The organism is Rhodanobacter fulvus Jip2, assembly GCF_000264315.1.
Lineage (GTDB): Bacteria > Pseudomonadota > Gammaproteobacteria > Xanthomonadales > Rhodanobacteraceae > Rhodanobacter > Rhodanobacter fulvus.
Map to the genome: position 1 here is coordinate 36,427 of NZ_AJXU01000075.1, position 13,197 is coordinate 49,623.

Consider the following 13,197-nt stretch of genomic DNA (forward strand, 5'->3'; position numbering starts at 1 on the left):
GGTCAGTTTGCACCCTCCCCGTTGTCACACGAAAGCCTTCAGGAGATCCCCTTGAACGATCTGGTGCTTTGGCTCGATGCGCTGCGCATGACCGACCTTGGCAAGGTAGGCGGCAAGAATGCCTCACTTGGCGAAATGATCGGCAACCTGTCCCGATTGGGTGTCTCGGTGCCGGGCGGTTTTGCCACCACCGCCGATGCGTTCCAGCAATACCTGGAAAAAAGCGGCTTGGCGAAACGAATCCAGGATCGGCTGTCCTCGCTGGACGTCGATGACGTGGATGCGCTGGTGGCTGCCGGCAAGGAGATCCGCCAGTGGATCGTGGACACCGCCCTGCCCGCCGAACTCGAGCAGGCGATCCGCGACGCGTACATCACGCTGTGCAAGGATGCCGGCGCCGACAACATCGCCGTGGCGGTGCGTTCATCGGCCACCGCCGAGGATCTTCCCGATGCATCGTTCGCCGGCCAGCAGGAAACCTTCCTCAACGTGGCGGGCATCGACGATGTGCTGCACACGGTGAAGGAAGTTTTCGCCTCGCTCTACAACGATCGCGCCATCGCCTACCGCGTGCACCAGGGTTTCAGGCACGAAGAGGTGTTCCTCTCCGCCGGCGTGCAGTTGATGGTGCGTTCGGACGTGGGTGCGTCCGGCGTGCTGTTCACGCTGGACACCGAGTCGGGCTTCCGCGATGTGGTGTTTGTCACCGGCAGTTATGGTCTGGGCGAAATGGTCGTACAGGGCGCGGTCAATCCGGACGAGTTCTACGTCTTCAAACCCACATTGAACGCCGGCAAGCCGGCTATCCTGCGCCGCAACCTTGGCGCCAAGCAATTGCGCATGGTCTATTCCGATGCGGCCGACGAACGCGTACGCACGGAAGACACGCCCGCCGAACTGCGCAACCAGTTCTGCATCAGCGACGAGGACGTGCAGGAGCTGGCACGGCAGGCGCTGATCATCGAGAAACACTACGACCGCCCGATGGACATCGAATGGGCGAAGGACGGCCACACCGGCAAGATCTACATCGTGCAGGCGCGTCCGGAAACCGTGAAGTCGCGCTCGCACGCCACCCAGCTCGAACGCTTCCACCTGAGCGCGAAAGGCAAGGTCCTGGCCGAGGGTCGTTCGATCGGCCAGAAGATCGGCGCCGGCAAGGCGCGCGTGGTGCGTTCGCTGTCCGACATGAACAAGGTGCAGGCCGGCGACGTGCTGATCGCCGACATGACCGACCCCGATTGGGAGCCGGTGATGAAGCGCGCCTCGGCCATCGTCACCAACCGCGGCGGCCGCACCTGCCACGCGGCGATCATCGCCCGCGAACTGGGTGTACCGGCCGTGGTCGGCACCGGCAACGCGCTGGAGCTGATCCCCGATGGCGCCGACGTCACCGTGTCCTGCGCCGAAGGCGACACCGGCACGATCTACGAGGGCATCCTGAAGTTCGAGCGCATCACGGCGGATCTCGGCGACATGCCCGAGGCACCGCTGAAGATCATGATGAACGTGGCCAACCCCGAACGCGCCTTCGACTTCGGCATGCTGCCCAACGCCGGCATCGGCCTGGCGCGCCTGGAAATGATCATCGCCAGCCACATCGGCGTGCATCCCAAGGCATTGCTGGAGTACGGCAAGCAGGACGCCGAAACGAAAGCGAAGATCGACGAGCGCATTGCCGGTTACCCGGGCCCGGTGGAGTTTTACGTCAACCGCCTGGCCGAAGGCATCGCCACCATCGCCGCTTCGGTGTACCCGAAGCCGGTGATCGTGCGCCTGTCCGATTTCAAGTCCAACGAATACGCGGGCCTGATCGGCGGTGCACGCTATGAGCCGCACGAGGAAAACCCGATGATCGGCTTCCGCGGCGCCAGCCGTTACGTCGACCCCAGTTTCTCCGAAGCGTTTGCGCTGGAGTGCAAGGCAGTCAAGCACGTGCGCGAGACGATGGGGTTGGACAACGTCTGGGTGATGATCCCGTTCGTGCGCACCCTGGGCGAAGGCCGCAAGGTGATCGAGGTATTGGCGAAGAACGGCCTGGTCCGGAGTGAGCACGGCCTCAAGGTCATCATGATGTGCGAGGTACCTTCCAACGCCCTGCTCGCCGACGAATTCCTGGATATCTTCGATGGCTTCTCGATCGGCTCCAACGACCTCACCCAGCTCACGCTCGGCCTCGACCGCGATTCCAGCATCGTGGCCGGCCTGTTCGACGAGCGCGACCCGGCGGTGAAGAAGCTGCTGGCCATGGCGATCAAGACCGCCCGCGCCAAGGGCAAGTACATCGGCATCTGCGGCCAAGGGCCGTCCGATCACCCGGATCTGGCCGAGTGGCTGATGGAACAGGGCATCGAATCGCTTTCGCTGAACCCGGATACGGTGGTCGATACCTGGTTGCGGCTGGCGAAGAAGAAGGCGGGCTGAGCGCCAGGCCTTGCCTTCCGGGCCATGCCTTCGCGCTTGTTTCGGCCAAACCTACCGCGTAAACTTGCCGGCTCGCGCAGACCACGCGAACCTTTTGGAGAGGTGGCAGAGTGGTCGAATGTACCTGACTCGAAATCAGGCGTACGTGTAAGCGTACCGAGGGTTCGAATCCCTCCCTCTCCGCCAGAAAAGCAAAACGCCCCAGACGGGGCGTTTTTGCTTTTCTGTTGGTGACGGCTGGGTGAGACCCTCCCGCGCAGCGCGAAGGGGTACGACCCATGGATGGGCCGAACAACCCCGGAATACCCACGTTTCCCGTGCCCATCGCAAACGCCCCGTACTTGCTCACCCCTAATTGCTTTTGCGCCCCACCCCCGCATCCGGCATGCTGCATCCCACTCGCTTGATCAGACCCCCATGATCGAATTCGGACACGCCACCCACGTCGGCCTGCGCCGCACGCGCAACGAAGACACGTATTACGCAGATGCCTCGCTGGGCCTGTTCCTGGTGGCCGACGGCATGGGCGGACACCAGCACGGTGAAGTGGCTTCGGCGCTGGTACGCGATGCCGTGGTGGATCTGGTCGCGCGCGGGCATGGGCTCATCGAAGCCGTGCAAGGCGCCGGCGAACGACTGCTTGCGCTTACGCGCGGCAACGGCGACCGGCTCCCCATGGGCACCACCATTGCCGCGTTGCGGATCATCGGCGACAACTACGAGGTTGCCTGGGTGGGCGACAGCCGCATCTATCTATGGCAACAGGGTTTGCGCCAGATCAGCCATGACCATTCGTTGGTGCAGGCGTTGGTGGAAGCGGGCCAACTGGATCCTGCGCAGGCCTCGCAACATCCGCAGCGCAATGTGTTGACCCAGGCGCTGGGCGTGACGGCGGCGGATCAGCTGCATATCGGCATGAACCGCGGCACCGCCCTTCCCGGCATGGGTTTCCTGCTGTGCAGCGATGGACTCACCGAGGATGTCACCGATGCGGCCATCGGCCGACTGGTGGCGCGCACGGACCTGGCCGCGCAGGAATGCGTCGATCAATTGCTGCTCGGCGCACTGGACGGCGGTGGCAGCGACAACATCACCGCGATCCTCGCACGCATCAGTTGATGCCTTACTCGACGGCTTCGGCCTGTGGCGACGCAAGCCGGCGCCACAGGCTGCCGTCGGCGGCACTCTTGTCCAGTGCGGCAAGCCGACCCTGATGCGCTTCCACTTCCTCCGCCGAGGCACGCAGCACGCGTGGCCGTTCCTGCAGCGACAATGGCACCGCCACCGTCGTGCTGCGCGTATCGGCTTCGTCCTCGAAACCCAGGTCGAACGCAACCTGGCCCGAGGTCATGGCCAGATAGACGTCGGCCAGCAACTGCGCATCGATCAGGCCGCCGTGCAGATCGCGACGCGAATTGTCCACGCCCAGCCGTTTGCACAAGGCATCGAGGTTGTTGCGTTGACCGGGAAAAAGCTCCCGCGCCATCTTCAACGTATCGAGTACGGCGCAGCGGTCGCCTACCCGCCCGGCCTGCTCGCCCAGGCGCGCCAGCTCCGCATCGAGAAAACCGATATCGAAACTGGCGTTGTGGATGACCAGCTCGGCACCATCGATGAACGCCAGGAATTCCTCGGCCACGTCCTCGAAGTGCGGCTTGTCCAGCAGGAACGCGTCTTCGATGCCGGTGACCATGCGCGCACCTTCGTCGATGGCACGGTCGGGGTTGAGATACGTCTGGTAATAACGACCGGTAAGCCGGCGTTCGACCATCTCCACGCAGGCGATTTCCACCAGCCGGTGGCCCTGACGCACCTCCAGGCCCGTGGTTTCGGTATCGAGGACGACCTGCCTCATGCGCTTACCCGCAGCAGCTCGGCCTGCTCACGCGCCGCCTGATCCACCCGTTCATTCTCGACGTGGCCGTTATGCCCACGTACCCACTTCCAGCGCACCTGATGCGACGCCACCGCCGCCGACAGGCGCTGCCACAGATCCTGGTTCTTCACCGGCTTCTTGTCCGCGGTGCGCCAGCCGTTGGCCATCCACTTCGGCATCCACTGCTCGATGCCCTGCATCACGTAGCGCGAATCGGTGGTGAGCACGACCTGGCAGGGGCGCTTCAGCGCTTCCAGTGCACCGATGGCGGCCATCAGTTCCATGCGGTTATTGGTGGTGGCCGGATCACCGCCGGCGATCATGCGTTCACTGCCTTTTGCCCTCAGCAAGGCCGCCCAGCCACCGGGTCCCGGATTGCCCAGACAGGCGCCGTCCGTAAATGCTTCCACTTCGCTCATCATTGCTCGCTATGAATTGAAATCACAAAACCGCACTGCGTCGCGTGCCGGGTGAAAGGCTTCCACTGGCCACGCGCAGTCGGGTCGGGGCGGGGAGTATGCGCAATGGCGTCGCCCTGCGACACCTTTTCCGCGCCATCATCACGTAGCCGCCGCCGCAGGGGTTGAACGGTGCTGCACGCGGGGCCGCATCACTTGGCCACGGTCGACCCACCCGCCGTGTCCATTCGATTTCCAGCCCATGGCGTTCAAGCCGCCGGCCGAGTTGCCCCGGAAACCGCAGCGTCCGCGTGCCACCGGATCGCCAATAGAACCAGGGCGCCCAGCCGCTCACGGGATGCAACCCGGTCACGACCAGCACGCCGCCCGGCGCCAGTACGCGCATGGCTTCGACCAGCAGGACCGATGGTTCGGCCACGGCCTCGAGGGCGTGGCGCAGCAACACCACATCGAAGGCTTCGTCCAGGAAGGGCAACGGTGCGTCGATCGCGGCGCACACATCGCCGCGATAACCGCCGGTCGCAATCCACATCCGGGTCCAGCCGCCGATCATCGGCAGCGAGGGAACCACGCCGTCGCCGGAAGCGCCCAGCGACAACGCACGCGCGCCGGCGCTGCGCTGGATATCGGGCAACATCGCACGCGTCTGCTCGTCGGCCAGCTGCCGCAGAGGCGCGCTGCTGTAGATCCGGTGATCGCGATGAAGCATGCGGACGTCCTGACTCATCTATCCAGGAAGTGTAGCTGCTGCCAACCATGCCGGCGGCGGAGGTCGTGAGCGCAACTGAACGGTTAAAAGCATTTAACACCAGGCTAACGAGGCGCCGGCGCCGCCCCCTTATAGTCGGGCGTTTCCCGCCTCGGAAGGCTGCACCTGTCGGTTTCCGGATCACCCAACGCAGTGGAGTTCATCGTGCACCTGATCCCCCTACCGGCGCTTTCCGACAACTACATCTGGCTTCTTCATGACGACGCGGGCGATGCCATCGTGGTGGATCCGGGCGAGGCCCAGGTGGTCGAAGACGCACTGATCGCGAACGATCTGCAACTGCGCGCGATCCTGCTGACGCATCACCATCTGGACCACATCGGCGGTGCCGCGGCGTTGGCCGCGCAGCATGGCGTACCCGTCTACGCCCCCGACGACGGACGTATCGCCGCGACCACGCATCCCGTCGCGGACGGCCAGCGTATCGAACTCGCGGCGCCCGGCATCGGATTCGACACCATCGCCATCCCTGGCCACACCCTGAGCCACGTCGCCTACCTCGGTGCGGGCATCGTGTTCTGTGGCGACACCTTGTTCAGTCTCGGATGTGGCCGCCTGTTCGAGGGTACGCCCGCGCAAATGCTGGCATCCCTGGACCACTTGTCGACGTTGCCGGAAGACACCCTGGTGTGCTGCGGCCACGAATACACCGAGGCCAACGGACGTTTTGCGCACACGGTCGAACCGGCCAATACCGCCCTCGCGGCCCGACGCCAGGAAGTGGATACGTTGCGAACCCAGGGGTTGCCCACCGTGCCGGTCTCCCTTGCCAGCGAGCTGGCCACCAATCCCTTCCTGCGGGTGGATAGCGACGACGTATCTGCCTGGTGCGAACGCCATGACGGCCGCGGCGACCGCGTTGCCCGCTTCGCCGCGTTGCGCCACGCCAAGAACACGTTCGCCGCATGAGTCGGCGGCTACTTCCGCTCACGCTGACGCTGGTGCTGACGGCCTGCGCCACCGGCCCTTCGCAAAAGACCCATCATCCGGTGGTCACCACGCCGATTGCCACGGATGGCAGCCGCCTGCTCCCGCCATCGGAAACCGCGCCGCAAGCGCAGATCGATGTATGGCAACAACTGCGCAGCCGTTTTGAAATGGCCGATTGCGCGGCCGATCCGGCGATCACCGCCTGGGCCCGTACCTACACGCGTCATCCGAAGCAGTTCGAAAGCCAGTTGAGCGCGGTACTGCCGCGCCTGATCTATGTGCAACAGGTCGCCGACCACTACGACGTCGCCGGAGAGTTCGTGCTGCTGCCGTGGGTGGAAAGTCACTTCCAGCCCGTGCCAGGGCGACACCGGAATCGAGCTGCCGGCATGTGGCAGATCATGCCGGCCACGGCGGGCGCCATGGGGCTGCGTGTGGACGACAGCTACGACGGACGCCTGGACGTACCCGCGGCGACGCACGCGGTCATGAAAGAATTGCAGCGATACCACCGGCGATTCAACGACTGGCGGCTCGCCGATTACGCGTTCAACGCGGGCGAATTCGCGGTGCGCAAGCTGGTGAAGAAACACGGCGCGCCCACCGAACTGCCGGCCATACCCGAGCTGCCGGTTCGCCGCGGGACTCGTGAACATCTATCCAAACTGCTGGCCATTGCCTGCGTCGTGCGCGAACCGGCGCGATTCGGCGTGACCTTGCCGGCGCTGCCGCCCGAACGGCAACTGGTCAAGGTGCCGGTCGATCAATCCTTGTCGATCACGGATGCGGCCAGCCACGCGGGGATGTCGGTCGATCGCTTCAAACACCTCAATGCGGCCTTCCGCAGCGACACCATCGATGCCCAGGCGGCGTCCTACCTGGTGCTGCCTGCGAAGCACGTACGGCAATTTCGCACCGCACTGGTCAACGAGGCCTCCACCGCAGACGCGGACCGTGAGCCGGCCGCATCGCTTTCGCCGGGTAGCGCAGACAACAGTCAGCCATCGGCCACATCACCGCGCCACCACACGGTCCGCTCCGGCGACAGCCTCTGGGGCATTGCCCGCCACTACTCGGTCAGCGTCGACCAACTGCGGAGCTGGAACCACCTGCGCGGACAGTCGATCAAGCCTGGTCTGGTGCTGAAAGTGGGCAGCGCCCACTGAGTGGACGATCCACATCGCGGCTGGCCGAGCGCGCAAGCCACCATCGGCGGCGACCGGCCTGCCGCCCAACAAACGACACCACGAAAAAGGCGGCCAATGGCCGCCTTTTCATTTTCGAACTTTTCCACTACCGGCCTGGTCTCGCGGCAAGGCTGCGAATCAGGTTACAGGCGTTCCTTGTTGATCTTGATCTCGGTCCGCGACCGCAAAATCTCGATCAGTTCGCTCGTCGCTTCGGCACCGTAGGCTTGCGCCATCTGCTGACGCAGCGACTCACGCTGGTCGGCTGTCACGTCGGACAGATCACCGGGCTGCACCTTGTCCAGCGCGAGCAAAGCGTAGACGCCCTTGCCCATATCGACCGAGGCGTACTGCGGCTTGCCGTCGGCCGGATGCGGCAAGAGGAACGCGTGGTCACGGATCGATGGCGGCAGATCAGCCTGGACGCGCAGCGCATTCTTGACGGCGGTCACATCGAGCTTCGAGGAAGCGGCCACGTCCTCCATCGAATCGCCCTTCTGCAAGCGCGCCAGCAACGCCTGCGCCTGCGTCTTCGCTTCAGCGGCGACACGCTCATCGATGATGCGATCGTGTACGTCGCCACGTACGTCGGCCAAGGCCCGCGGCGTCGACGGCAGGTGTTTGTCGACGTGGATCACCACCGAGTGGTCGCCACCCAGGTCGATCAGACCCGAATTGTTGCCCTGCGCCAGCACGTCATCCGAAAACGCGGCGGCGACAACCTTGGGATTGGCCGCGACGCCTTCACCACCCGCGCGGGAAAACAGGGGTGTTTCCTTGATCGGCAGCTTCAGCGCCTCGGAAGCGGGCTCCAGCGAGGACGGATTCTGATACGTGTTGTCGGAAAGCTTGCCGGCCACTTCGTTGTAAAGCCGATCCTTGTCCGCCGCCGTCGCCTCTTTCACCAGCGTGTCGCGCACCTCCTCGAACGGCTTGGCGTCGCCGCTGCGGACATCACGCAACCAGATGATGTGGTAACCCTCCGGCGACAACACGGGCTTGGATATCTGGCCCTTGGTCATGGCGAGCATGGCCGACTCGAACGCCGGATTGGTCACACCCCGCTCCAGCCAGCCCAGGTCGCCGCCCTGGCGCTTGGAGCCCAGGTCCTGCGAATCCTTTCGGGCCAGCTCGGCAAAATCCTCGGGGGTCGCGTGGGCGGCAATATCGTTGGCCTTGGCCAGGGCGGCCTTTTGCTGCTCAGGCGTGGCGTTGGCGGGCACGTCGATGAGGATGTGCGAAACCAGGCGTTGCTCCGGCTGCACGAAGCGCTGCTTCTCATCGGCATAGCGCTTGCGCAGTTCCTCGTCGCTGGGTGCCGATGCCGACGCGAGATCCGCGCCATTCACTTCGATGTATTTCACCGAAACACGCTCGGGGTCCGTGTAGTCGGCCAGATGCGCCTTATAGTAGGCGTCGATCTGCTCATCGGTCACCTTGGCGTCGGAAATCGTCGGACGCGGCAACAGGAAATAACGGACATCGCGACGCTGCATACGCAGCGCCAGGAAACGTTCGGCGTCGGCCGCGGGAATGATGGTGCTGGCATCGATGGCGCGTGGAAGCAACTGCACGGCCAGATCGGAGCGAACCTCGGCCTCGAACATCTCGGGCGTCTTGCGCTGGCTGGCCAGCACCGCGCTGTAGGACGTCGGGTCGAAATGACCATCGACCTGGAACGCCGGGATGGATGCGATGTAATCACGCACGGCCTGGTCGGACACCGTCAGGCCGAAATCATCGTTGGCCTTGAGCAGCAGCTGCTGGTCGATCATCGAATTCAGCACGCGCAGCTTCATTTCCGGCTTTTCGAAAATGCTGGTGTCGAACTGATCGCCCTGCTCCGCGTTGGCGCGCTGCCGCAACAGGTTCAGCCGATCCTGCATGTCGTTCTGGCTGATCTCATGCTTGCCGACCTTCGCCACCGACATGTCGCTACTGGACGTCAGGTAGCCTTCCATGCCGAAAAACGACATGGCGAAAACGGAAATGCCCAGAAGGATGATGGCTGGCCATCCATGCATTTTGTTACGCATTGCCTGCAGCATTGAAATCTTCCCGCAACGTGGTTGTAGGCGCATGAAGCGCGATGCGAACACCAGGCTACCCCCGCGTGCGATGCCACAAGAACATCAATCACGCACCGCCTGATGATCAGCCTCGCCTTGACGAAGCCTTGTGCCAAAAAACAAGGGCGCCACACGGGCGCCCTTGTGAACTGTGGCGGAGCGGACGGGACTCGAACCCGCGACCTCCGGCGTGACAGGCCAGCATTCTAACCAGCTGAACTACCGCTCCGCATTTCTGGTGGGTGCTGTAGGGATCGAACCTACGACCACCGCCTTGTAAGGGCGACGCTCTACCGCTGAGCTAAGCACCCGGAACCAAGCGTCAGCCGCTTAGTTTAGGGCATCCTTCAGGGTCTTGCCAGCCTTGAACGCCGGCACTTTCGACGCCTGGATCTGGATCATTTCGTTGGTCCGCGGGTTGCGACCCGTACGGGCAGCACGCGCACGCACGGTGAAAGTACCGAATCCGACGACAGAAACGTCTTCGCCGCTCTTGAGCGTCTTCTGCACGGTCTCGAAGAACGCTTCGAGCGCGCGGGTTGCATCGGCCTTGGTCAGTTCGGCCTTTTCGGCGATGGCGTTGATCAGATCGGTTTTATTCATTGAAAAGCTCCTAGTTTTCGACCGACGCGGTTCGTTTTCGACGAAACAACGCCAGCGTGGATGATTGGCTCGCGCCAGGTGCCGTGTCGCAACAGGAATCGCCGCGGTGGGCATGAAATCTGCGGTTCCACCTTTATACCAGTGCGTTGCCGAACTTCGCAACACAAGTCATGGCAAGCGTTTTCGCGGAAATACAGCGCACGAAACGACGCGTAAAGCAAACAGCGAACGATGCCGATTCAGCATCGTCCGCCGTCACGTCAGGTGAACAGGAGCCGGCCCATGGAGACCGGCCAACAACTCAATGCGTACGCGAATGGACCTCGGCACCGTCCTCCGCCGACGCCCCTTCCTTGGACGCGTGAGCCTCCTCGGAATCGACCGCCTGGCTGGGCTGCAACGGACGCTCCAACGCGATGTCGAGCACCTCGTCGATCCAGCGCACCGGATGGATCTCCAGCGACGTGGTGATGTTGGCCGGCATGTCGACGAGATCCTTCTTGTTGTCTTCGGGAATGATCACCGTGGTGATGCCGCCACGAAGCGCCGCCAGCAGTTTTTCCTTCAGCCCGCCAATCGGCAGTACGCGCCCACGCAAGGTGATTTCACCAGTCATGGCCACTTCCGAACGCACCGGTATCTTGGTGAGGGCGGACACCAGCGCGGTGCACATTGCCACGCCGGCACTGGGGCCATCCTTGGGCGTGGCGCCCTCCGGCACGTGGATGTGCACGTCGAGCTTCTGGTGGAACTCGGGATCGATGCCGAGCTGATCCACGCGCGCGCGCACCACCGACAGCGCCGCCTGGATCGACTCCTTCATGACGTCACCGAGTTGCCCGGTATTCACCAACCGCCCCTTGCCGGGAACAATCGATGCCTCGATGCTGAGCAGCTCGCCGCCGACCTGTGTCCAGGCCAGCCCCGTGACCAGGCCGATCTCGTTCTGGATTTCCTTGCGGCCGAAATCGAAACGGCGAACGCCGAGGTAATGATCCAGATTCGCCGACGTCACTTCGACACCGGCGGCGGCTTTCTTCTGGGGCTTCGCGCTTTTTGTTTTCGCCTTCCTGGCCCTGGTTACTTCACCCAGGGTCAGCTCCTTGACTACCTTGCGGCAGATCTTCGAGATCTCGCGCTCGAGGTTGCGCACGCCGGACTCGCGCGTGTAGTAGCGCACGATGTCCCGCAACGCCTCCTCGTCCACGTGCAGTTCCTCGGGCTTGAGGCCGTTCGCCTTCAACTGCTTGGCAAGCAGATACCGCTGCGCGATCCCCAGCTTCTCATCCTCGGTATAACCGGGAATGCGAATGACCTCCATGCGATCGAGCAAGGGGCCGGGAATGTTCAGCGAGTTGGCGGTGGCGATCCACATCACCTCGGACAGGTCGAAATCGACTTCAAGGTAGTGGTCGTTGAAGGCGTGATTCTGTTCCGGGTCGAGCACTTCGAGCAACGCAGACGACGGGTCGCCGCGGAAGTCCATCGACATCTTGTCGATCTCGTCCAGCATGAACAGCGGATTGCGGGTGCCGACCTTGGTCAGGTTCTGAACGATGCGACCCGGCATGGAGCCGATGTAGGTACGTCGATGGCCACGGATCTCGGCCTCGTCACGCACGCCACCCAGACTCATCCGCACGAACTTGCGGTTGGTGGCCTTCGCGATCGACTGGCCCAGGGAGGTCTTGCCCACACCCGGCGGACCGACCAGGCACAGGATCGGACCCTTCATCGTGGCCACGCGCTGTTGCACCGCCAGGTATTCGAGGATGCGGTCCTTGACCTTTTCCAGCCCGAAGTGATCGGCGTCCAGCACTTCCTGCGCCATGCGCAGATCCTTGTGCACCTTGCTGCGTTTCTTCCACGGCACGCCGACCAGCCAGTCGAGGTAGTTGCGCACCACCGTCGCTTCCGCCGACATCGGTGACATCTGCTTCAGCTTGCCAAACTCCTGCCGCGCCTTGGTCAGCACAGCCTTGGGCATGCCGGCATTTTCGATCTTCTTCTGCAGCTCCTCGATTTCGTTGGTGCCCTCTTCGTTGTCACCCAGTTCCTTCTGGATGGCTTTCATCTGTTCGTTGAGGTAGTACTCGCGCTGGCTCTTTTCCATCTGGGTCTTGACCCGGCCGCGGATGCGCTTCTCCACCTGCTGCAGATCCATCTCGCTGTCGACCAGGCCGATGAGCAGCTCCAGCCGTTGCGCCACATCGGCGGTTTCAAGCACCTTCTGCTTGTCGGCCATGCGCACGGAAAGATGCGCGGCGATGGAGTCGGCGACGCGCGACGGCTCCTCGATGCCGGACAGGCTGGCCAGCACTTCGGGCGGAAGCTTGCGGCTCTGCTTGACGAGCTGCTCGAACAACGAGATCAGCGTGCGCGACACCACGTCAAGCTCGCGCTCCTTGGCGTTGTACACGGGCTCAATCGTGCGTGAACGCGCCACCAGCATGCCGTCGGCCTCCCGACAGTCCTCGATGGTGACCCGCGACTGGCCTTCGACCAGCACCTTGACCGTGCCATCAGGCAGCTTGAGCAGCTGCAGCACGCCCGCCAGCGTGCCAACCGTGTGCAGGTCGGCGGCTTCCGGATCGTCGATATCCGGACTCTTCTGCGCTACCAGCAGAATCTGACGTTCGCCTTCCATGGCGCGCTCGAGCGCGCGCATCGATTTGTCGCGGCCGACAAACAATGGAATGACCATGTGCGGATACACCACCACGTCGCGCAACGGCAGCACGGGCAGCGCATCCAGCAATTCGGTTTTACGGACGGTCTTGGCCATCGAAAAATAGTTCCTGGTGAATCGACATACGGGCTCTGACACTGCGCCGGGACCCATGACACGTCAAGTGGAGGCATCCGGCGCGATGCACAAGGTTTCCATGCCGCCGTACCCAAAAAAATGGCCCCGGTAACT

At 63.3% G+C, this 13,197-nt stretch carries 10 protein-coding genes and 3 tRNA genes; 5 read left to right on the forward strand and 8 right to left on the reverse strand.

Annotated elements, in window-relative coordinates:
• Window positions 1–51 precede the first annotated feature (51 nt).
• From ppsA to UU9_RS15635, 3 genes are all read left to right on the forward strand, one after another.
• Window positions 52–2,424 (forward strand): phosphoenolpyruvate synthase, encoded by a 2,373-nt coding sequence (ppsA, locus tag UU9_RS15625; RefSeq protein WP_007082741.1) that lies wholly within the window; start codon window positions 52–54, stop codon window positions 2,422–2,424.
• A gap of 96 nt (window positions 2,425–2,520) precedes the next feature.
• Window positions 2,521–2,610: transfer RNA gene (locus UU9_RS15630), tRNA-Ser, on the forward strand.
• A gap of 231 nt (window positions 2,611–2,841) precedes the next feature.
• Window positions 2,842–3,543 carry a PP2C family protein-serine/threonine phosphatase gene (locus UU9_RS15635; RefSeq protein ID WP_007082742.1) on the forward strand — a complete coding sequence of 234 codons (702 nt, stop codon included), beginning with the start codon at window positions 2,842–2,844 and terminating at the stop codon, window positions 3,541–3,543.
• 4 nt (window positions 3,544–3,547) lie between these two features.
• Here UU9_RS15635 and dnaQ read toward each other — a convergent pair whose 3' ends face one another.
• Genes dnaQ through UU9_RS15650 form a run of 3 tightly spaced genes read right to left on the reverse strand, consistent with a single transcriptional unit; the run spans window position 3,548 to window position 5,428 of the window.
• A complete protein-coding gene (gene dnaQ / locus UU9_RS15640; protein ID WP_007082743.1) occupies window positions 3,548–4,279 on the reverse strand; it encodes a DNA polymerase III subunit epsilon in 732 nt (243 codons plus the stop codon).
• Window positions 4,276–4,719 (reverse strand): ribonuclease HI, encoded by a 444-nt coding sequence (gene rnhA, locus UU9_RS15645; protein ID WP_040671209.1) that lies wholly within the window; start codon window positions 4,717–4,719, stop codon window positions 4,276–4,278. The genes dnaQ and rnhA overlap by 4 nt, the downstream gene beginning before the upstream one ends.
• A gap of 22 nt (window positions 4,720–4,741) precedes the next feature.
• Entirely contained in the window at window positions 4,742–5,428 is a 687-nt protein-coding gene (locus tag UU9_RS15650) for a class I SAM-dependent methyltransferase (RefSeq protein ID WP_237710306.1), read from the reverse strand.
• 204 nt (window positions 5,429–5,632) lie between these two features.
• On the opposite strand from UU9_RS15650, the gene gloB reads away from it, so the two are divergent.
• Window positions 5,633–6,397 (forward strand): hydroxyacylglutathione hydrolase, encoded by a 765-nt coding sequence (gloB, locus tag UU9_RS15655; protein WP_040671222.1) that lies wholly within the window; start codon window positions 5,633–5,635, stop codon window positions 6,395–6,397.
• Between the two features lie 188 nt (window positions 6,398–6,585).
• The gene (locus tag UU9_RS15660; protein WP_040671223.1) at window positions 6,586–7,584 is read left to right on the forward strand and encodes a transglycosylase SLT domain-containing protein; all 999 of its coding nucleotides are present in this window, start codon (window positions 6,586–6,588) and stop codon (window positions 7,582–7,584) included.
• A gap of 164 nt (window positions 7,585–7,748) precedes the next feature.
• Here UU9_RS15660 and UU9_RS15665 read toward each other — a convergent pair whose 3' ends face one another.
• From UU9_RS15665 to lon, 5 genes are all read right to left on the reverse strand, one after another.
• Entirely contained in the window at window positions 7,749–9,653 is a 1,905-nt protein-coding gene (locus tag UU9_RS15665) for a SurA N-terminal domain-containing protein (RefSeq protein ID WP_007082748.1), read from the reverse strand.
• Window positions 9,654–9,826: 173 nt separating this feature from the next.
• Window positions 9,827–9,903 (reverse strand) — tRNA-Asp (locus UU9_RS15670).
• Between the two features lie 7 nt (window positions 9,904–9,910).
• Window positions 9,911–9,985, reverse strand: a tRNA-Val gene (locus UU9_RS15675).
• Between the two features lie 19 nt (window positions 9,986–10,004).
• Window positions 10,005–10,277, reverse strand: coding sequence for an HU family DNA-binding protein (locus tag UU9_RS15680; RefSeq protein WP_007082749.1), 273 nt, complete (start codon window positions 10,275–10,277; stop codon window positions 10,005–10,007).
• 301 nt (window positions 10,278–10,578) lie between these two features.
• On the reverse strand, window positions 10,579–13,062 hold the full coding sequence (lon, locus tag UU9_RS15685) for an endopeptidase La (RefSeq protein ID WP_007082750.1): 2,484 nt from the start codon (window positions 13,060–13,062) through the stop codon (window positions 10,579–10,581).
• Between the last annotated feature and the right edge of the window lie 135 nt (window positions 13,063–13,197).